This window comes from Streptomyces sp. LZ34, assembly GCF_053890475.1.
Window position 1 is genome coordinate 5,241,682 of sequence record NZ_CM132680.1, and the last position, 19,915, is coordinate 5,261,596.

The window sequence follows — 19,915 nt, forward strand, 5'->3', positions numbered from 1 at the left end:
TCGGGTGAGGTCAGGCGACCGGCTCCAGGAACTCCAGCCGGTTCCCGGCCGGGTCCTGGGAGTAGAAGCGGCGGTGGCCCGGCAGGTCCTCATCCCAGACGACTTGGATGCCGTGCTCCGCCAGCCGTGCCGCGAGGGCGTCGATGTCCGTCACCCGGAGGCCCGGGTGGGCCTTCTTCGACGGCCGGAAGCGCTCCTCGACGCCGAGGTGCAGCTGGACCGGTCCGCTTTGGAAGCGGGCCGCCAGGACGGGAGGCTTCGCGATCTCGGTCATGCCGAGCGCTTCGCCGTAGTACGCGCGGAGCGCGCCCTCGGCGCCTGGCGGGACGGCCAGCTGCACATGATCGACCGCAGCGATCATCGCTCCCCTTTCCGGGCCACGGCGAAGATACGGCGGAAGGGGAAGGCCGTGCCGTGCGGGCCGGCTGGATAAGCCTTGCGGAGGAGTTCGGCGTATTCGGCCAGGAAGGCGTCGCGGGCCGTGGGGTCGTCCTGGAGGGCGGTGAGCACGGGGCGCAGGGCGGTGCCCTTGACCCAGTCGAGGACGGGGTCGGGGCCGGTCAGGATCTGGATGTAGGTGGTCTCCCAGGCATCGACCTCGCAGCCGAGGGCGGCCAGCCGCTCCAGGTAGGCGGCCGGGTCGAGGACGGGCGCGGAGCGCTTGGCGTGGGCGGAGAGGTGGGGCCGCCAGCGGGGGGATTCGCACAGGTCGGCCAGCAGGGTGTGGCTGGGCGCGGTGAAGTTGCCGGGGACCTGGAAGGCGAAGGTGCCGCCGGGGCGGAGGGCGGAGGTCCAGGCCGGGAAGGACTCGGTGTGGCCGGGGACCCACTGGAGCAGCGCGTTGGAGACGATCAGGTCGAAGGGCTCGTCGGGGACCCAGTGCCCGGCGTCGGCGGGGCGGAAGTCCAGCCGGCCGCCGCCCTCGGCGGGGGCCGTGTGGGCGCGGGCCTCGTCCAGCATCTCCGCGGAGTTGTCGAGGCCGGTGACATGGGCGTCGGGCCAGCGGTCGAAGAGGAGGACGGTGACATTGCCGGCGCCGCAGCCGAGGTCGGCGATGCGGGGCGGGCGGCCGGGGGCGGTGGGGAGGTCGGGGACGCGGGCGAGGAGGTCGAGGAAGGGGCGGGTGCGGTGGCCGGCGTGGCGGAGGTACTGCCGCGGATCCCAGTTGGGTGAAGAGTGCATGACGAAGCCCCCTGGCAGGTACGCATGGTGTGCGGCGATCTACGCCGTCCCGGCCTACGGTGCTCCAGAAGATATCTTGATGTCAAGAGACTTCATGTCGACAGACCAACTACACTGATCGTCATGGAGGACGAGGTCGATCGGCTGGTCGCAGCGTGGCGCCGGGAGCGCCCTGACCTCGACGTGGAGCCGCTGGAAGTGCTCAGCCGCGTCAGCAGGCTCGCCCGCCATCTCGACCGGGCGCGGCGGATAGCCTTCGCCGAGCACAGTCTGGAGCCCTGGGAGTTCGACGTCCTCACGTCGCTGCGCCGGGCCGGGACGCCGTATCAGCTCTCGCCGGGGCAACTGCTGACCCAGACCCTGGTGACCTCGGGCACCATGACCAACCGGATCGACCGGCTGGCGAAGAAGGGCCTCGTTGAGCGGCTGCCCGACCCCAGCGACCGGCGCGGGGTGCTGGTGCGGCTGACTGTCGAGGGGCGCGACCGGGCCGACCAGGCGCTGGCCGGACTGCTCGACCAGGAGCACGCCATCCTCGCCGAGCTGTCCCAGGCGCAGCGCGCCGAACTGGCCGCGCTGCTACGCCAGCTGACCGCCCCGTTCGACAATCTCCCCAGCTAGATCGGCCGGACCGACCCCGGCGCGGCGGGCCAGGGCCACGGCCGCCAGGGTGGAGTGCACGCCGAGCTTGCCCAGCACGTTCTGCATATGCGTGCGGACGGTGTGCGGGGACAGATACAGCCGCTCGGCGACCGCCTTGCGGCCGAGCCCGGCCACCATGCAGCGCAGCACCTCGCGCTCGCGCGGGGTCAGCGACTCGACCAGCCGCTCGCTCTCGGTGCGGTGCTTACGGGCGGCCGTCAGCTCCTGCAGAACGCCGGTGAGCAGCGCGGGCGGCAGATGTGTCTCGTCGCGCAGCACGCCCCGGATGACCGCGAGCAGCCGGGAGAGCGAACAGTCCTTGGCGACCCAGCCGCACGCCCCGGCCTGAAGGGCCGCCGCCGCTCGGCGTGGGTCGTCGCGCTCGGCCAGCACCACGGTGCGCACGCCCGGCTGTGCCGAGCGGACCCCGCCGACCAGCGAGATGCCGTCCGCCGCCCGGCCGGCCGCCAGCCGGCCGGGCCCCGCACGGCCGTTCGCGGACCCGCCGTTCGCGGACCCGGCGGCCGCGCCGCCCGTCGTCGCGCCGCTCACCAGCGACTCGGCGGCCGCGGGCATGGGCTGCGGCGGGATGCCGACGGCCCCGCCGACCCCCCTGCCCAAGTCGGCGTCGACCAGCATCACATCGAAGCGGCGCCCCTCGGACGCCCCGCGCTCCAGGCAGCGCAGCGCCGCTGGACCGCTGCCCGCCGCCGAGACCTCCACGTCCTGCTCCGCCGCGAGGGCGGCCGCCAGCGACTCGGCGAAAATACGATGGTCATCGACCACGAGAACCCGAATACGTGCCACGGAACCCCCCACGTCGCCGGATACGGAAATACCCAGTGCGGGTACGGCGCCCGGTGCAGGGGTCGCCGCAACCGCACAGCCGCCGCCGTGCTGATTGCTGCCCCACCCCGGGCGTCGTACCTGCCTGTCTCGCCCCCTGATAAGCGTCGGCCCCCACCGACGCTGTGCACAGCGTACGGCCGGGGTCCGACACTGGGGGTGAATTTCGGCAAAACTGACCGTCGGCGCACCGACGTTGACCTGCTCTCGTGAGGATCGTGTTCCGTTGTGAGGCGTAAGTCAACGAATGGGTACGGGATTTGATCGGTTGGAGCTGTCAACTCGCCAGCCGCACACCCTAGTTACACGAGGCGTCGCGCCCCCGCGCTCGGCACCGCCGGGAAGATCCGCGGGGCCCGGTAGCCGGCCGCCGCGAACGCCTCGGTCACCGCCTTCCCGACCGCCTCCGCGTCCGCCTCCTCCACCAGGACGATCGCCGAGCCGCCGAAGCCGCCGCCGGTCATCCGGGCCCCGAGCGCGCCCGCCGCGTTCGCCGCCTCCACGACCAGGTCCAGCTCCGCGCAGGAGATCTCGAAGTCGTCGCGGCACGAGGCGTGCCCCTCGGTCAGGACCGGGCCGATCGACCGGGTGGCGCCCGCGTCGAGGCGCTCGATGACCTCCTCCACCCGGTGGTTCTCGGTCACCACATGGCGCACCCGCTTGACCAGCGTCTCCTCGCCGGCGAGCGTGTCGAGCGCCTCGTTCAGGCGCTCGTACGCGACATCGCGCAGGGCGTTCACCCCGAGCGCCCGCGCGCCCGCCTCGCAGGCGGCGCGCCGGTTGGCGTATGCGCCGTCGCCCAGCTCGTGCTTGACCTGGGTGTCCACGACCAGCAGCCGCAGCCCCTCGGCCGCCAGGTCGAAGGGCACCTGGCGCAGGGTCAGCTCACGGGTGTCCAGGAACAGCGCGTGCCCGTCCGTGCAGCAGGCGGACGCGGTCTGGTCCATGATTCCGCAGGGGACGCCGACGAAGACGTTCTCCGCGCGCTGGCACAGCTGGGCGATGCGCAGCGGCTCCAGGCCAAGACCGTACAGCTCGCTCAGCGCGGTGGCCGTCACCACCTCCAGCGCGGCGGAGGAGGACAGGCCGGCGCCCGTCGGCACCGTGCTGGTGTAGTGCAGATCCGCCCCGCCGGCCCCAGGGCCGGAGAGCACCCCCGCGTCGCGCAGCGCCCACACCACGCCCGCCGGGTAGGCCGCCCAGCCGCCGCGGTCGCCGCCCGCGTCGTCGGCGACCGGCGCGAGGTCGTCCACCCGCAGCTCGACGATCCCGCCCGGCGCGTCCCCGGAGTGCAGCCGCAGCACGCCGTCGGTGCGCGCGCGGGCGGCGGCCAGGCAGGTGTGCGGCAGCGCGAGCGGCATGACGAAGCCGTCGTTGTAATCGGTGTGCTCACCGATCAGGTTGACCCGGCCCGGGGCGGCCCAGACGCCCTCGGGCTCGGCCCCGAACACCTTGCGGAAACCCTCCGCCGCGCGGTCCGGGCCGCTCACACTGTCACTCACGGGCTAGCTCTCCTTTTGCTGTGCTGTGTGCTGCGCGAACCGCCAGGCGTCCGCGACGATTCCGGCCAGGTCGGCGCGGCTCGGGCGCCATCCGAGGCGCTCCTTGGCCCGCTCGGCCGAGGCCACCAGGACCGCCGGGTCGCCGCCCCGGCGCGGGGCGGTCACCTCGGGGATCGGGTGGCCGGTGACCTGGCGCACGGTCTCGATGACCTCGCGGACCGAGAAGCCGTTGCCGTTCCCGAGGTTGCAGATCAGGTGCTCGCCCTCGGCCGCGCCGCCCAGCGCCAGCAGATGGGCCTCGGCCAGGTCCGCTACATGGATGTAGTCGCGCACGCAGGTGCCGTCGGAGGTGGGGTAGTCGTCGCCGTAGACGGAGATCGCCTCGCGGCGGCCCTGGGCGACCTGGAGGACGAGCGGGATGAGGTGCGACTCGGGGTCGTGCCGCTCGCCGTACGCCCCGTAGGCGCCCGCGACATTGAAGTACCGCAGGCTCACCGCCGCCAGGCCGTGCGCCGCGCACTCCCCGCTGATCATGTGGTCGACGGCGAGCTTGGTGGCCCCGTACGGGTTGGTCGGCGCGGTCGGGGCGTCCTCGGTGATCGGGACCTGCTCCGGCTCGCCGTAGGTGGCGGCTGTGGAGGAGAAGACGAGCTTGCGCACGCCCGCCTCGCGCATCGCCGCGAGCAGCTCGGTGGTCCCGCCGACGTTGTTCACCCAGTACTTCTCCGGGTTGGCGACGGACTCGCCGACCTGCGAGAAGGCCGCGAAGTGCAGCACGCCGTCGTAGGAGGGGTCCAGCCACTTGCCGGCGTCCTGGATGCGCCCCTCGATGAACTCCGCGCCCTCCGGCACCCCGGCACGGTGCCCGGTGGACAGGTCGTCCAGGACGGTCACCCGGTGACCGGCCTCCAGCAGATGCGCCGCAACCACGCTGCCGACATAGCCGGCACCGCCCGTGACCAGGTACTTCCTCTGCTGCGCATTGCTCACTTGCTCGCTACCTCTCGCAGTCGCTCGGCCGCGGCCTCCGGCGGCACATCGTTGATGAACACATTCATGCCGGATTCGGAACCCGCGAGAAACTTCAGCTTGCCGGAAGTGCGGCGGATGGTGAAAAGCTCGAGGTGAAGTGCGAATTCGCCCCGGTCCGCGATGCTGAACGGTGCCTGGTGCCAGGCGGCGATGTACGGCGTCGGCGGCTCACCCTGGCCGAAAATCCGGTCGAACCGCTTCAAGAGTTCCAGATACATCTGTGGAAACTCTGTGCGCGCGCCCTCGTCGAGGTCGCGGAGGTCGGGGACGCGCCGCTTGGGATACAGGTGCACCTCGTACGGCCAGTGCGCCGCGTACGGCACGAAGGCGATCCAGTGCTCGCCGTCCAGCACGATGCGCCGCCCGTCGGCCCGCTCGTCGGCGACCACGTCGTCGAAGAGGTTGCGGCCGGTGCGCTCACTGTGCTCGGCGAGCGAACGCAACATCAGCTGCGTACGAGGCGTGGTGAAGGGATACCCGTAGATCTGCCCATGCGGGTGACCGAGGGTGACGCCGATCTCCTTGCCGCGGTTCTCGAAGCAGAAGACCTGCTCGACGGAGGGGAGTTGGGCCAGTTCGGCGGTCCGGTCGGTCCATGCCTCCAGGACGAGGGCGGCCTGTTCGACGGTGAGATCGGCGAAGGAGGCGTCGTGGTCGGAGGTGAAGCAGACGACCTCGCAGCGGCCCGAGTCCCCGGCCAGCGAGGGGAAGCGGTTCTCGAAGACCACGACGTCGTAGTCGGCGGCGGGGATCTCGCTGTGCCGGCCCTCGCGGGAGGGGCACAGCGGGCACTCGTCGGCCGGCGGGTGGTAGGTGCGGCCCTGGCGGTGCGAGGCGACCGCGACCTTGTCGCCGAGCAGGCGGTCATGGCGGATCTCGGAGCTGGTGGCGATGGGGTCCAGGGGCCGCGGGTCGACGGCGTCGCGCACCGCGTCATCGCGCGCGTCGTAGTAGATCAGCTCGCGTCCATCCGCGAGCCGCGTCGCCGTCTTCTTCACTCCGCCAACTCCTGTCACTGCCATGTGTCATCCAACGGCTGCCACCCAACACAACCAAACACAATGAACCACAACTCAACAGCCGCGTCAATGAGCGTGAAGGTGGCCGGACAAAGCAGGAGAATTCGGATACCTTCACCGCACGTTTCTGGTGCATTCCGTTCTGGCGATGAAGCGAGTCACTCATGCACTGTCTGGCCGAAGGCCTCCGGCTCCCCACCAACGCACTCGACTACTCCATTCTCATCCTCTACTTCGTGGTCGTCCTGGGCGTCGGATTCGCCGCCAAAGCGAGCGTCAGGACAAGCCTCGACTTCTTCCTGTCCGGCCGATCGCTGCCCGCCTGGGTGACCGGCCTCGCGTTCGTCGCCGCCAATCTGGGCGCCCTGGAGATCCTCGGCATGGCGGCCAACGGCGCGCAGTACGGCGCGTACACCGTGCACTGGTACTGGGTCGGCGCCGTCCCGGCCATGGTCTTCCTCGGCCTGGTCATGATGCCCTTCTACTACGGCTCCAAGGTGCGGTCGGTCCCCGAGTTCCTGCTGCACCGGTACGGGCCCTCCTCGCACCTGCTCAGCTCGATCATCTTCTCGGTGGCGTCCGTGCTGATCGCGGGCGTCAACCTCTACGCGATGGCGATCGTGGTGGAGGCGCTGCTGGGCTGGCCGCAGTGGGTGGCCATCGTGATCGCGGGCTTCTTCGTGCTGGCGTACATCACCCTCGGCGGGCTCTCCTCGGCGATCTACAACGAGGTGCTGCAGTTCTTCGTCATCCTGGCCGCCCTGATCCCGCTCACCGTCGTCGGCCTCAAGCGGGTCGGCGGCTGGGGCGGGCTGGCCGACTCGCTCAACGACAGGTACGGCGAGAACTTCACCTCCGCCTGGGGCGGCACCGGCATCGGCTCCGACAACCCGCTGGGCGCCAACTGGCTGACGATCGTGCTCGGCCTCGGCTTCTGCCTCAGCTTCGGCTACTGGACCACCAACTTCGCCGAGGTGCAGCGCGCCCTGTCCGCCAAGAACCTCTCGGCCGCCCAGCGCACCCCGCTGATCGCCGCCTACCCCAAGATGTTCATCCCGCTGATCGTGGTCGTCCCCGGGCTGATCGCGCTGGTCATCGAGCCGGGCCTGGGCAGCAAGAAGAGCGGGCTTCAGTACAACGACGCGATCCCGCTGCTGATGCGCGACCTGCTGCCCAACGGCGTGCTGGGCGTCGCGGTGACCGGTCTGCTCGCCGCGTTCATGGCGGGCATGGCGGCCAATGTCTCGTCCTTCAACACCGTCTTCACCAACGACATCTGGGCGGCGTATGTGCGTAAGGACCGCCCGGACGGGTACTACCTGCTGACCGGGCGCGTGGTGACGGCGGTCGGCGTGGTGTGCGGCATGGGGACGGCCTTCATCGCCTCCTCGTTCAGCAACATCATGAACTATCTGCAGACCCTGTTCTCGTTCTTCAACGTGCCGCTGTTCTGCGTCTTCATCATCGGCATGTTCTGGAAGCGGGCCACAGCCGCGGCCGGGTTCTGGGGGCTGCTGTCCGGGACCGTGGCCGCGATGATCAACTACTTCTGGCTCTACAAGGGCGGCGTGATCTCCATCCCCAGCGACCAGGGGGCCAACTTCGTCTCGGCGATCGTGGCGTTCGTGGCCGGCGGCCTGGTGATGGTGGGCGTCTCGCTGTTCACCAAGCCCAAGCCGGTGGAGTCGCTGGCCGGGCTGGTCTACGGGACCACCTCCCCCGGCGTGGCCGAGCCGCCGGCCGCCGGCGACGAGGCCTGGTACCGCCGGCCGGCCCTGCTGGGCTGGGGCGCGATCGTCCTGGCGGCGCTGTGCTACGTCCCGTTCTCCCTGTGACCTTCTCCCCAGCGGCCTTCCGATCGGAGGCAAGTCCGAGTCATGAGTGATGAGTACGAGTACCAGCACCAGGTCGAGGAGCTCGAGGAGAAGTCGGCGACCGCGGCCCGGCTGTTCGACGTACGGCGGATCATCGGCGGGCTGTTCGTGATCTACGGAATCCTGGTCACCATCGCCGGGATCACCGTCTCGGACGCGGACCTGAAAAAGGCCGAGAACATCAACATCAACCTCTGGACGGGCCTGTGCATGCTCGTCCTCGGGCTGCTCTTCCTGCTCTGGCTGAAGCTGCGGCCCCCCGCCCCGCCGCACCCCGCGCCCGCGCCGCCCGAGGAGGGTCCGGGGCCGGACGCGGGCGGCGGCTGAGCCCGGCCGCGCTACGGCGGGGACGCCGCCTGGTGTGTGCTCACCGCCCGCTCCAGCAGCCCCGTGCGCGCCGCCAGGGCCGCCGCCTCCAGCCGGGACCCCACCCCCAGCTTCATCAGCACCCGCTGGACGTGGGTACGCGCCGTGCTGGGCGCGATCCCCATGCCCGCGGCGATCAGCCTGGTGTCCTCGCCCTCCGCGACCCGAACCAGCACCTCCACCTCGCGGGGGGTGAGCATCCGCAGCAGCCGGGAGCCCTCGTCGTCCGGCTGCGCCGCCGGGTTCAGCAGCTCCGCGAACGCGCCCTGCAACAGCTGCGGCGCCACGGCGGCCTCCCCCGCCCGCGCCTTCACCATCGCCCGCTCGACGCCCTCGATGCGCTCGTCATGGCGCACATAGCCGGACGCCCCGGCCGCGAACGCGGCCGCGATGCCGCGCGGGCTCGGCACCGGGCCCAGCACCACCACGGCGACCTGCGGCCGCTCCTTCTTTATCCGTACGACCGGTTCGAAGGCACCGGGCTCGGCGGGCGCCGCCGTGCCCAGCAGACACACCTCCGGTGACCGGCTCACCACCAGCTCCGCCGCCCCCGCGCTCGGCGCGGCCGCCGCGAGCACCCGGTGCCCACGCAGCTTCAACGCCGAAGCGAGCGCCTCGGCGAGCAAACGGTGATCATCGACCACCATGAGTCGCACGCCCACGAGCTCCCCCCATCCGCTCAGGCACGAAGTCCCGGCCGCCCCCAGACCGCTCAGTCCCGCCGTCCGCGCCAGCACCCCCTCGACCACCGGGCCTCGTACAGAGGCCTTGGAATCCCTTGCCCCGGGAAGCTACACGCTTGTTCGACGTCATGCGCCCCTTACCCGGAAGAAGCCCCCCGGAATGCCGAAATCCCGGCCATTCGCGCCTACTTGACATCTACTTGGAGTCCGAATCGGACCGTTGCGGGCACCAACGGCGGCGGCCCCACCCGTACGTACCGTACGAGCGGGGCCGCCGTGGACGCGCGACCGACGGGCCTGAACCGAGCCCTTAAAAAGAGAGGGCTCAGCCGCCCGCGCCGAAGATCACGGCGAGCGGGTCGTCCTTGTCGTAGCTGCCACTGGGCTTGGTGGCGTAGGTGTCGCTCATGTAGAGCCGCTGGTTCGCGTAGGCGATCTCGGAGTACTCCGGGCTGAAGTTGGACTCCATGTCATGGTCGGCGACCTGGTTCTGCAGCAGCTTGTCCTTCTTGTAGGACTTGGGGTCGATCCGCCAGACCGCGCCGCCTTGGCTGTAGGTGCTCTCCTGGTAGGCGATCACGAAGCCGTCCTTGTCCAGGCCGAGCGGCGTCAGCGCCGCGCCCTCGACACCGTCGGCCTTGCCGACCGCCTTGCCGGTCTTCAGGCTGAAGGCGACGATCTCGTTCGCTGTGCCGGACGTGGCGCTGGTGCGGTCCTCCGACCCCATGTAGAAGGTGTCCGCCGACTTGCTGACGGCGATCATCGTGCAGCCCTCGACATTGGTCGTCTCACACCGGGCGACGTACTTCCCGCCCTCCGTGGAGATCTTGCTGACGACCTTGCCCTCCTTGGCGCTGTCGTCGATCGTCAGGAAGTCGGAGACCGCGGCGCCCGTCGAGTCACCCGCGTCCATGCCGATGATCAGCGGGTCGGTGGAGGCGACGTGGACGTAGTCCAGGCCAGCGGAGACCTTGTAGCTGGACTTCACCGCGCCCGTCTTCGGGTTCAGCGTCTGCACCTGGATCTGCGGGTTGTCGTACTGACCGCACCGCCGCACGGCGACCAGCTTGTCGCTGCCGCCCGCGTAGCCGTCGTCCGAGCACTCCTCGCCTTCCTTCGGCTTCCACAGCAGCTTGCCGTCGAGCGACCAGGCCGCGCCGCCGCTGGTGCCGCCCGCGGCGACGGTGCCGCCGCCGAGGGTCACCTCGTCGAAGCGCATCTTGTCGTCGCCGTCGCTCACATGCTTCTGCCAGACCATCTTGCCGTTGTTCAGGTCGAACAGCCCGACCTCCGTGCAGGAGGGGTACTTGTCCGCCTTGGAGGGCTTGGCCTCCTGGAAGAGGATCGTCGTCAGGCCGTCCTCGGTCACATGGGCCGAGGACCAGCAGACCTCGCCCGCCAGCGGGATGCTCCACTTCGGGCTTCCGCCGTCCAGCGGATAGCCGACGATCTTGTAGACGTCGGCCTTCACGAAGGTGTCGTCGGTCACCCACATGCCCTCGGTGGTGATCTGGTCACTCACCTTCGGCATGTCGATCTTGTTGATCACCTTCGCGTCGACGGTCTCGGGCGCGGGCTCCTTGGTGCCGCCCGTCGTCCCCGAGGTGCTCTGCTGAGTGGTCTCCTTGCCCGTGGGCTTGGGGTCGGGGTCGTCACCGCCACCCTTGGTGGCGAAGAAGATGCCGCCGCCGACGATCAGCGCGACCGCGACCACCGCGCTGACGATGATCATCATGCGCTGCTTGGACTTGTTGCCGCCGCCCTGGCCGCCCGGCGTCCCGGCCGGGTACGGAGTCTGGGGCGGGTACGGGCCCTGGGGCGGGTATCCGTACTGCGGCTGCTGGCCGGACGCGTACGCCGCGGGCATGCCCACCTGCGTCGCCTGCGCATGCACGGACTGCGGCTGCGGATAGCCGTAGCCACCGGCGCCCTGCGGGGGCGTCTGAGGCATGCCCGACGGAGGAGTCTGGGGTGGGCCGGGCGGGGGCGGCGTCGCCGGGCCGGGCGGGGGCGGCCCCGCTGGGCCGGGCGGCGGGGTCTGGGGAGCCTGCGGCGGCTGGCCCGGCGCCTGCGGGTAGCCGTAGCCCGGCTGGGCGGGCGGCGGTCCCGGCGGCTGCTGCGGATAGCCGTACGAGGGGTCCTGCGGTGCGCCAAAACCGCCCTGCGGCGGCTGATTGGGCGGCGGAGGCGGCTGTGACATCGGAATTTCCTTTGTGCGCGGGTCTGTGAACCGATCGGCCTCCCCCGCGATCCCGGGGTTCAAAGCCTCCCAGGAAGGAGCGAATCGGACACAAAACCCGCCATTGAGCGGCAGGCAAGCGGGAGTTCTTTGTATCACCCGGTGCTGTCAGGCCAAGGGCCGGTCTCAGCCTCATCGACCAGCTGAGACCGGCCTGTGACGCGACCGTTGCCCTTGTCCACACCGCCTTCACACGCCGACTTCACGCCCCGTCCTCCTGCGGCGTCGCTACGCGTCCTCGGCGAGCTCCAGCCAGCGGGTCTCCAGCTCCTCCCGCTCCGCCGTCAACTCCCGCAGCCGCGCGTCGAGCTCCGCGACCTTCGCGAAGTCCGTGGCGTGCTCGGCGATCCGCTCGTGCAGCTCCGCCTCCTGCTCGCCGATGCGGTCCAGGCGCCGCTCGATCTTCTGCAGCTCCTTCTTCGCGGCGCGCTGCTCGGCCGCCGACTTCTGCCCCGCGCCCGGCTGTTCCACAGCCTTCTGCCGGCCGGACGCCACGGCCGCCGGTGCCGCGGCGGCCGCCTGGGCGCGCTGCCGCCGCTCCAGGTACTCGTCGACGCCGCGCGGCAGCATCCGCAGGGTCGCGTCGCCCAGCAGCGCGAAGACCCGGTCCGTGGTCCGCTCGATGAAGTACCGGTCGTGGCTGATCACCACGAGCGAGCCCGGCCAGCCGTCGAGCAGATCCTCCAGCTGGGTCAGCGTCTCGATGTCGAGGTCGTTCGTCGGCTCGTCGAGGAACAGCACGTTCGGCTCGTCCATCAGCAGCCGCAGCACCTGTAGCCGGCGCCGCTCGCCGCCGGAGAGGTCGCCGAGCGGCGTCCACTGCTTCTCCTTGGTGAAGCCGAACTTCTCGCACAGCTGCGAGGCGGTCATCTCCCGCCCCTTGCCCAGGTCCACGCGCTGCCGCACCTGTTCCACGGCCTCCAGCACCCGCCAGGTCGGGTCCAGCTCCGCGACCTCCTGCGACAGATACGCCAGCTTGACGGTCCGGCCGACCACCACCCGGCCGCCCGCCGGCTGCCGCTCGCCGTCGCTGTCGGCCGCCTCGGTCATCGCCCGCAGCAGCGAGGTCTTCCCCGCGCCGTTCACGCCCACCAGGCCGATCCGGTCGCCGGGCCCCAGCTGCCAGGTCAGATGCTTCAGCAGCAGCTTCGGGCCCGCCTGGACGGTCACGTTCTCCAGGTCGAAGACGGTCTTGCCCAGGCGCGAGTTGGCGAACTTCATCAGCTCCGCGGAGTCGCGGGGCGGCGGCACGTCCGCGATCAGCGCGTTGGCGGCCTCGATGCGGAAGCGGGGCTTGCTGGTACGGGCCGGGGCGCCGCGGCGCAGCCAGGCCAGCTCCTTGCGGACCAGGTTCTGCCGCTTGGTCTCCTCGGTGGCCGCGATGCGCTCCCGCTCGGCGCGCGCGAACACATAGTCGCTGTAGCCGCCCTCGTACTCGTGCACCACGCCGCGCTGCACATCCCACATGCGGGTGCAGACCTGGTCCAGGAACCAGCGGTCGTGGGTGACCACCACCAGCGCGGATCGCCGCGCCCGCAGATGGCCGGCCAGCCAGGAGATGCCCTCGACGTCGAGGTGGTTGGTCGGCTCGTCCAGGATGACCAGGTCCTGCTCGGCGATGAGCAGCTTGGCGAGCGCGATCCGGCGGCGCTCGCCGCCGGAGAGCGGGCCGATGACGGTCTCCAGGCCCTGCGCGAAGCCCGGCAGGTCGAGCCCGCCGAACAGCCCGGTCAGCACGTCCCGGATCTTGGCGTCGCCCGCCCACTCGTGGTCGGCGAGATCGCCGATGACCTCGTGGCGGATGGTGGCCGCGGGGTCGAGCGAGTCGTGCTGGGTGAGCACGCCGAGCCGCAGGTCCCCGGCGTGGGTGACGCGGCCGGTGTCGGCGGGCTCGAGCTTGGCGAGGATCCGGATCAGGGTGGTCTTGCCGTCACCGTTCCGGCCGACGACGCCGATCCGGTCGCCCTCGTTCACCCCGAGGGAGATGCCGTCGAGCAGCGCCCGGGTGCCGTACACCTTGCCGACGGCTTCGACGTTGACCAAGTTGGTGGCCATCACACTCCTGTACACGGGTCGATCGGCATCCCAGGGTAGTCGCCGCACGAAGCGGTCCGGGCCCGCCGTTATGAGTACGGCGTTGTGAGTACACCGCGGTGAGTACCTCGTCTGAGTATCCGTACGGATGCCCCGCGGGTGATCTCGCTCCTAGCGTCCTCTGCCATGGATCACGCGAGGGGCCTGTGGGCCGGTGCGGGCACGATCGAGGCGGACCGGGAGCAGGAGCTGGCCCAGGCGAGGGCGGCCGAGGCGGAGCGGGCCGCCGTGCAGCGGCGGGCGGACCGCAGATCGCGGATCATCCGGGCGCTGGCGGTCGGGGTGGTGTGGCTCGGCGCCGGGGGGACCCTCATGTTCCTGCCCATGATCACGATGTCCGCCGGGTCGGAGTGCGGCGTCGACGACACCAGCTTCATCTGCACCGACAGCGGCCAGGACACCATCGTCTACATCGCCGTCTACACCTCGCTGGTCGCCGCGCTGGCCGGCACCTGGGGGGCCTTCTCCTCCCGGCTGCTCGGCCGCGCGGTGTGGGGCGCCGCGCTGGTGGCGCTCGGCATCGCCTGGCTGGTGAACCTGCTGGTCATCGGCTGAACCCGCTGGTCATCGGCGGGTTCAGCCGACGCCCGTCACCCGCCCGAGCGGACGACGGTCGCCCCTGCCGCCGGCCCCGTGGCCACCCGTACGGCACGGCAGGTGCCCGAGGCGGCCAGGGCCTTCGCGACGGCGGCGGCCGCCTCCGCGTCCTCGGCGAGGAAGGCGCAGGTCGGGCCCGAGCCCGACACCAGCGCGGCGAGGGCGCCCGCGTCGGTGCCCGCGCGCAGCGTGTCGGCCAGGGCGGGCCTCAGGGACAGCGCGGCGGGCTGAAGGTCGTTGGTCACGGCGGCGGCGAGCGCGCTCGCGTCCGCGGCACGCAGCGCCTCCAGGAGGGCCGCGGACGGCTCGGGGTCGGGCACGTCGTCCACCGTGGCCCCCTGGCCGTCGGCGGCGCGCAGCCGGTCGCACTCGCGGTAGACGGCGGGGGTGGACAGGCCTCCCTCGGCGACGGCGAACGCCCAGTGGAAGGTACCGCCGGTCTCCAGCGGGGTCAGCAGCTCGCCCCGCCCCCGGCCCAGGGCCGCCCCGCCCACCAGGCTGAACGGCACATCGCTGCCCAGCTCGGCGCAGATCTCCAGCAGCTCGGCGCGGGCGGCCGCCGTCCGCCACAGCGCGTCGCACGCCACCAGCGCCCCGGCGGCGTCCGCGCTGCCGCCCGCCATGCCCCCGGCCACGGGGATGTCCTTGGCGATGTGCAGATGCACCCGCGGTTCGACGCCGTGCCGCGCGGCCAGCGCGAGGGCGGCGCGGGCGGCGAGGTTGGTGCGGTCGAGCGGCACGCTGTCCGCGTCCGCGCCGGAGACGGTGATCCGCAGGTCGTCGGCCGGGGTGGCGGTGACCTCGTCGTACAGCCCCACGGCGAGGAAGACATTGGCCAGGTCGTGGAAGCCGTCCGGCCGAAGGCCGCCGACCGCGAGCTGGACATTGACCTTCGCGGGCACGCGGGCGGTCACGGATCGGGTCACGGCTGGTCTCTCCTAGCGGCTGTTCGTCGCATGTGTTTGTCGGGGCCGGTCGCCGGGGGCGTTCGTCGGTCACGGCACCGCGCCCATTGTCCCGCCCGCGGCCCACCCGGCGGAGCCGCATATCGGATGGGGTTACCCCGTCGCGGGCCCCTGCTCCGCGATCGCCGCGAACTGCTCCACCGTCAGGGCCTCGCCCCGCGCCTGGGGCGAGATCCCGGCCGCCGTCAGCGCGGCCTCCGCCGCCGCGGCGGATCCGGCCCAGCCCGCGAGGGCCGCTCGGAGCGTCTTGCGGCGTTGGGCGAAGGCCGCGTCGATCACCGCGAAGACCTGGCTCTTGGTGGCGGTGGTGCGGGGCGGGGCGGGGCGGCGGACGAGGGAGACGAGGCCGGAGTCGACGTTCGGCGCGGGCCAGAAGACGGTGCGGCCGATCGCCCCGGCGCGCTTGACGTCGGCGTACCAGGCGGCCTTCACCGACGGCACGCCGTACACCCTGGAGCCGGGCGGCGCCGCGAGCCGGTCGGCGACCTCGGACTGGACCATGACGAGGGTCCGCTCGATGGTGGGGAAGCGGTCGAGCATGTGCAGCAGCACCGGGACCGCGACGTTGTACGGGAGGTTGGCGACCAGCGCGGTGGGCGCGGGGCCGGGCAACTCGGTGATGTGCAGCGCGTCGGAGTGGACGAGCGCGAAGCGGTCCGCGCGGCCGGGCAGCCGCGCCTGGACCGTCGAGGGGAGCGCGGCCGCGAGCACGTCGTCGATCTCGACGGCCGTGACCCGGTCGGCGGCCTCCAGGAGGGCCAGGGTCAGCGAGCCGAGCCCCGGGCCGACCTCGACGACCACGTCATCGGGCCGGACGTCGGCGGTCCGGACGATCCGGCGGACGGTGTTGGCGTCGATGACGAAGTTCTGGCCGCGCTGCTTGGTGGGGCGTACGCCGAGCCGGGCGGCCAGTTCGCGGATATCGGCGGGGCCCAGCAGGGCGCCTGCGTCGGTGGAGCTCACCGGTGAAGTTTACGGCCCTCGAGAAACGCTCCGGCGCGAAGCTACCGGCTCAGCCGCTGCCCGCAGTGCGGCCAGGGGCTCGCCCCCCGCTGTACGTACAGCTTCTTCGCGCGGTACGTCTGCTCCGCCGCGGGGGCGTCCTGCGGGCGCCCGTGCCCGCCCAGGTCGCGCCAGGTGTCCTGGTCGAGCTGGTAGAGCCCGCCGTGCCGGCCGGAGCCGTCGACCGCGTCCGGCCGCCCGCCGGATTCGCAGTGGGCCATGGCCTGCCAGTTGAGCCCCTCCGCGCCGGCCACGGGCAGCGGCAGCCGGGGCTTGGTGCCGACCCGTACGACGCGCGTCACGGGCTCCCGCACCACGCGGGTCCGCAGCTTCCGGGGCCGCTGCCGGACGCCGTTGACGGTGCGCACCAGGTAGGTGGTGCGTTCCAGGCCCGGCTCGCCCACGGCGGCCAGCAGCTCGGCACCCTGGAGGACGGTGGGGTCCGCGCGCCGGACGGTCGGGAAGGGGATGGCCCGGTCGCGCACCTCCTCGCGGCCGCTGATCCGCATGACCGAGATGGTCTGGCCGTCGCGCGGGAAGCTCTCCTGGGGCACGGAGGTGGTGTCCTGGTCGTGCAGGGCGATCCTGGCCTCCGCCAGGGCCTCGGCGACGGTGGCCGCGTTGGTGCGGAGGGTGTGCTCGCGCCCGTCGGCCATGAAGGTGACGGTGCGCTCGGTCCGTACGTCCAGGTCCAGGCCGTGCCGCGAGATCGAGGCGGAGCGCGACGCGGAGAGGTGGGCGCCCTCGGCGCGCACCCCGAGCTGGCGCAGCGCGCCGTCCACGGTGTGGGCGGTGGTCCACACCCGGCGGCGTTCTCCGTCGACGGTGAGGGTGACCGGGCGGCCGTAGCGGACGGCGATCCGGTCGCCGCTGACGAGGGCCGCTCCGGGCGCGGGGGCGACGAGGTCGTGGGCGCCGATGTCCACGTCCTCGTCCTCGAGCAGCTCCGCGACGTCCTCGGCGTAGGTGTGCAGGGTGCGGGCGCTGCCGTCGACGCTGAGCCGTACGGCCTTGTCCTGGGCCACGAAGGCGGAGGTGCCGCCGGCCAGCGCGGCGACGACCAGCGCCTGGGGCAGCAGCCGGCGCAGCTGCTCGGGCCGGGCGGCGGCGCGCTGACTGCGGCGCGCGGCCCGGCGGGCGGCGGCCCGGCCGCCCGCGTCGCGGTGACTGCCCGCGACACGGCGGCCGCCTTGCGTACGGCTCACGAGAACACTCCGGCAACACTCCACAAGTCCACTGATCAGGGCACGAGTCCCGGGACTGTAGCGGAGCCGCGACAACTCTCCAAAGTGGTATGACTACTGTGAGTGGTGCCCTTCCCCTGGCTCGCCGGCGCCGGAAACCGGCGCGCGACAGCCGAAAACCCGCGCGGTATTGGCCGCGACGGCGGCCGCGAGGGTGTCCTCGGGGACGCCTTTGACCTCCGCCATGGCCCGCAGGGTGAGCGGAATGAGGTACGGGGCGTTAGGCCGTCCGCGGTACGGGGCCGGGGTGAGGAAGGGCGCGTCGGTCTCGACGAGCAGCAGGTCGAGCGGGGCGACGGCGAGGGCCTCGCGCAGCGGGGTCGCGTTCTTGAAGGTGATGTTGCCCGCGAAGGACATGTGGTAGCCGCGCTCCGCGCAGATCTCCGCCATGGCGGCGTCGCCGGAGTAGCAGTGGAAGACGACGGTCTCGGGCGCGCCCTCCTCGGCGAGCACCCGCAGCACGTCCGAATGCGCCTCCCGGTCGTGGATGACCAGCGCCTTGCCGTGTTGCTTGGCGATGGCGATATGGCCGCGGAAGGACCGTTCCTGGGCGGCGATGCCCTCGGGGCCGGTGCGGAAGTAGTCGAGGCCGGTCTCGCCGACGCCCCGCACCTGCGGAAGTGCGGCGAGGGCCGCTATCTCCTCCAGGGCGGCGTCCAGGGCCGCCTCGCCGCCGGGCTCGCGCGCGCCCTGCCGGGACCAGCCATCAGGGTCGCCGTGGACGATGCGCGGCGCCTCGTTGGGGTGCAGGGCCACGGTGGCCCAGATGTTCTCGTGGGCTTCGGCCGTCTTCGCCGCCCAGCGCGACCCGGCGAGGTCGCAGCCCACCTGGATGAGGGTGGTCACGCCGACCGAGGCGGCCTTGGCGAGGGCCTCTTCGACCGTGCCCGACTGCATGTCCAGGTGGGTATGCGAATCGGCGACCGGGACCCGCAGCGGCTCGGGGAGCGGCGGAGGCAGGTCCTTTTTGTTTTGTGACTGCGCCATGAGCGCGATTCTATTTGTTGGCGAAATGCGGAGAATCGCACTCATGGCGCTCATTCGGATACGGCCCGGCTCATGTGCGTGTGGCCGGACTCACATCCGGTGGTTCACTTCCGGCGGTTCACCACCGGTGGTTCACTTCCGGCTCTGGAACGGGTGCAGCAGATCCGACAGATGCCAGTGGTGACCGCGCCGCCCCCGCGGCGCCGGTGTGGCGTCGGGCGTCTCCGCGTCCGCCCGCCGGGTGCGCCGCCGGGGCTCCGTGCCCAGGCTCCGCAGAGCCGTCGACACCTGACCGGACCTCATGATGCGCACGAGGTCGGCGCCGCAGTTGTGGCAGTTGGGGCTGGTCAGCGGGGACCGTACGCGCATGCCGTCGGTGAAGTAGATGACAAACGCCCTCCCCTCGGCGTCCACGTGGTGCTCGATGTCGTACGACTGCTCCCAGCCGTGCCCGCACTTCATGCACGCGAAGGCGTACGCCTCGTGGGCGACCTCCCCGTCCGTCGCGTCGGTGGTGGTGTGGGCTATCGGGCGAACGCCGCTCGGGGTACCCGCAATTTCGCTCATGGCAACTCCTCTTGTCCGCAGGACAAGTCTTCCGGGACTGGACGTCCCACCTCCAGTGGACGCCTTTACCGGCCCGGAGTGCAGCTGCCCTTCCACCTCTTGAGGGAGATTTGGCGGCCGGATGCCTCAACGCCCCCACCACCCGGCCTAACCTTTGCTTTTCAGCCTTTCCCTTTACCTTCGCGTGGCTCGGTTCGTGCCGCGTTCTTTGCCGCCACGACGGCGTCGAACACATCCCTCTTGGGCAGCCCCGCCTCCTGTGCGACCGCCGCGATGGCCTCCTTGCGGCGCTCCCCGGCCTCCTCGCGGACCGCGACCCGGCGGGCCAGCTCGGCCGGGTCGGCGGCGCCGGGCTCCGGCTCGGCGGCGCCCTCGACCACCACCGTGATCTCGCCCCGTACGCCCTCGGCCGCCCAGGCCGCCAGCTCCTTCAGGGGGCCGCGCCTGATCTCCTCGTAGGTCTTGGTCAGCTCGCGGCACACGGCGGCCCGCCGGTCCGCGCCGAACACCTCGGCCATGGCGGCCAGCGTGTCGTCCAGGCGGTGCGGCGCCTCGAAGTACACCAGCGTGCGGCGCTCGGCCGCGACCTCGCGCAGCCGCCCCAGCCGCTCGCCCGCCTTGCGCGGCAGAAAGCCCTCGAAGCAGAAGCGGTCCACCGGCAGCCCGGAGAGCGCGAGCGCGGTGAGCACGGCCGACGGCCCGGGCACCGCGGTGACCGTGATCCCCCGCTCGACGGCCGCGGCGACCAGGCGGAAGCCGGGGTCGGAGACGGACGGCATGCCCGCGTCGGTGACCAGCAGCACCCGCGCGCCACCGGCCAGCGCCTCCACCAGCTCGGGCGTACGGGCCGACTCGTTGCCCTCGAAGTAGGACACCACCCGGCCGCGCGGCTGCACGTCCAGCGCCTGGGTGAGGCGGCGCAGCCGCCGGGTGTCCTCGGCGGCCACCACGTCGGCGGCCGCGAGCTCGGCGACCAGCCGCGGGGGCGCGTCCCGCGTGTCGCCGATGGGGGTCCCTGCCAGTACCAGCGTTCCTGTCACGCGATCCATCCTCGCAGCCCGGCGGGCGGCCCCC

General features: G+C 71.8%; 19 protein-coding genes. 4 read left to right on the top strand and 15 right to left on the bottom strand.

Annotated elements, in window-relative coordinates; all coding sequences use genetic code 11:
- Positions 1-10: 10 nt before the first annotated feature.
- Both ACWY4P_RS20890 and ACWY4P_RS20895 read right to left on the bottom strand, forming a co-directional pair.
- Entirely contained in the window at positions 11-361 is a 351-nt protein-coding gene (locus tag ACWY4P_RS20890; protein ID WP_456212061.1) for a VOC family protein, read from the bottom strand.
- Positions 358-1,182 carry a trans-aconitate 2-methyltransferase gene (locus ACWY4P_RS20895; RefSeq protein ID WP_456212062.1) on the bottom strand — a complete coding sequence of 275 codons (825 nt, stop codon included), beginning with the start codon at positions 1,180-1,182 and terminating at the stop codon, positions 358-360. Before ACWY4P_RS20895 ends, ACWY4P_RS20890 begins: the two co-directional genes overlap by 4 nt.
- A gap of 123 nt (positions 1,183-1,305) precedes the next feature.
- Here ACWY4P_RS20895 and ACWY4P_RS20900 point away from each other — a divergent pair, with 123 nt between their 5' ends.
- Positions 1,306-1,803, top strand: a complete 498-nt coding sequence (locus tag ACWY4P_RS20900) for a MarR family winged helix-turn-helix transcriptional regulator (RefSeq protein ID WP_456212063.1) — start codon at positions 1,306-1,308, stop codon at positions 1,801-1,803.
- On the opposite strand, the gene ACWY4P_RS20905 is transcribed toward ACWY4P_RS20900, so the two are convergent.
- From ACWY4P_RS20905 to galT, 4 genes are all read right to left on the bottom strand, one after another.
- Positions 1,762-2,631 carry a LuxR C-terminal-related transcriptional regulator gene (locus tag ACWY4P_RS20905; RefSeq protein ID WP_456212064.1) on the bottom strand — a complete coding sequence of 290 codons (870 nt, stop codon included), beginning with the start codon at positions 2,629-2,631 and terminating at the stop codon, positions 1,762-1,764. The two genes, ACWY4P_RS20900 and ACWY4P_RS20905, sit on opposite strands and share 42 nt — an antisense overlap.
- Positions 2,632-2,972: 341 nt before the next feature.
- The gene (galK, locus tag ACWY4P_RS20910; protein ID WP_456212065.1) at positions 2,973-4,172 is read right to left on the bottom strand and encodes a galactokinase; all 1,200 of its coding nucleotides are present in this window, start codon (positions 4,170-4,172) and stop codon (positions 2,973-2,975) included.
- Between the two features lie 3 nt (positions 4,173-4,175).
- Complete coding sequence (gene galE / locus ACWY4P_RS20915) at positions 4,176-5,162, bottom strand: UDP-glucose 4-epimerase GalE (protein WP_456212066.1); 987 nt, start codon at positions 5,160-5,162, stop codon at positions 4,176-4,178.
- Positions 5,159-6,202 carry a galactose-1-phosphate uridylyltransferase gene (galT, locus tag ACWY4P_RS20920; RefSeq protein ID WP_456212067.1) on the bottom strand — a complete coding sequence of 348 codons (1,044 nt, stop codon included), beginning with the start codon at positions 6,200-6,202 and terminating at the stop codon, positions 5,159-5,161. The genes galE and galT overlap by 4 nt, the downstream gene beginning before the upstream one ends.
- Positions 6,203-6,387: 185 nt before the next feature.
- Here galT and ACWY4P_RS20925 point away from each other — a divergent pair, with 185 nt between their 5' ends.
- Positions 6,388-8,058 carry a sodium:solute symporter family protein gene (locus ACWY4P_RS20925; protein ID WP_456212068.1) on the top strand — a complete coding sequence of 557 codons (1,671 nt, stop codon included), beginning with the start codon at positions 6,388-6,390 and terminating at the stop codon, positions 8,056-8,058.
- 42 nt (positions 8,059-8,100) lie between these two features.
- Entirely contained in the window at positions 8,101-8,424 is a 324-nt protein-coding gene (locus ACWY4P_RS20930) for a hypothetical protein (RefSeq protein WP_456212069.1), read from the top strand.
- 11 nt (positions 8,425-8,435) lie between these two features.
- On the opposite strand, the gene ACWY4P_RS20935 is transcribed toward ACWY4P_RS20930, so the two are convergent.
- The 3 genes from ACWY4P_RS20935 to ACWY4P_RS20945 form a co-directional block, all read right to left on the bottom strand.
- A complete protein-coding gene (locus tag ACWY4P_RS20935) occupies positions 8,436-9,125 on the bottom strand; it encodes a helix-turn-helix transcriptional regulator (protein WP_456212070.1) in 690 nt (229 codons plus the stop codon).
- Positions 9,126-9,471: 346 nt separating this feature from the next.
- Positions 9,472-11,346: a hypothetical protein gene (locus ACWY4P_RS20940; protein ID WP_456212071.1), complete on the bottom strand. Its 1,875-nt coding sequence runs from the start codon at positions 11,344-11,346 to the stop codon at positions 9,472-9,474.
- Positions 11,347-11,613: 267 nt separating this feature from the next.
- Entirely contained in the window at positions 11,614-13,440 is a 1,827-nt protein-coding gene (locus ACWY4P_RS20945; protein ID WP_456212072.1) for an ABC-F family ATP-binding cassette domain-containing protein, read from the bottom strand.
- A 165-nt stretch (positions 13,441-13,605) separates the two neighbouring features.
- On the opposite strand from ACWY4P_RS20945, the gene ACWY4P_RS20950 reads away from it, so the two are divergent.
- Complete coding sequence (locus ACWY4P_RS20950; protein ID WP_456212073.1) at positions 13,606-14,034, top strand: hypothetical protein; 429 nt, start codon at positions 13,606-13,608, stop codon at positions 14,032-14,034.
- A 35-nt stretch (positions 14,035-14,069) separates the two neighbouring features.
- On the opposite strand, the gene ACWY4P_RS20955 is transcribed toward ACWY4P_RS20950, so the two are convergent.
- The 6 genes from ACWY4P_RS20955 to rsmI form a co-directional block, all read right to left on the bottom strand.
- On the bottom strand, positions 14,070-15,002 hold the full coding sequence (locus tag ACWY4P_RS20955; protein ID WP_456212074.1) for a 4-(cytidine 5'-diphospho)-2-C-methyl-D-erythritol kinase: 933 nt from the start codon (positions 15,000-15,002) through the stop codon (positions 14,070-14,072).
- Between the two features lie 132 nt (positions 15,003-15,134).
- Positions 15,135-16,004 (bottom strand): 16S rRNA (adenine(1518)-N(6)/adenine(1519)-N(6))-dimethyltransferase RsmA, encoded by an 870-nt coding sequence (gene rsmA / locus ACWY4P_RS20960; protein WP_456212075.1) that lies wholly within the window; start codon positions 16,002-16,004, stop codon positions 15,135-15,137.
- Positions 16,005-16,045: 41 nt separating this feature from the next.
- Entirely contained in the window at positions 16,046-17,248 is a 1,203-nt protein-coding gene (locus ACWY4P_RS20965; protein ID WP_456212076.1) for a ubiquitin-like domain-containing protein, read from the bottom strand.
- 93 nt (positions 17,249-17,341) lie between these two features.
- Entirely contained in the window at positions 17,342-18,274 is a 933-nt protein-coding gene (locus ACWY4P_RS20970; RefSeq protein ID WP_456212077.1) for a TatD family hydrolase, read from the bottom strand.
- Positions 18,275-18,406: 132 nt separating this feature from the next.
- On the bottom strand, positions 18,407-18,841 hold the full coding sequence (locus ACWY4P_RS20975) for a hypothetical protein (RefSeq protein ID WP_456212078.1): 435 nt from the start codon (positions 18,839-18,841) through the stop codon (positions 18,407-18,409).
- A 161-nt stretch (positions 18,842-19,002) separates the two neighbouring features.
- Complete coding sequence (gene rsmI / locus ACWY4P_RS20980; RefSeq protein ID WP_456212079.1) at positions 19,003-19,890, bottom strand: 16S rRNA (cytidine(1402)-2'-O)-methyltransferase; 888 nt, start codon at positions 19,888-19,890, stop codon at positions 19,003-19,005.
- Between the last annotated feature and the right edge of the window lie 25 nt (positions 19,891-19,915).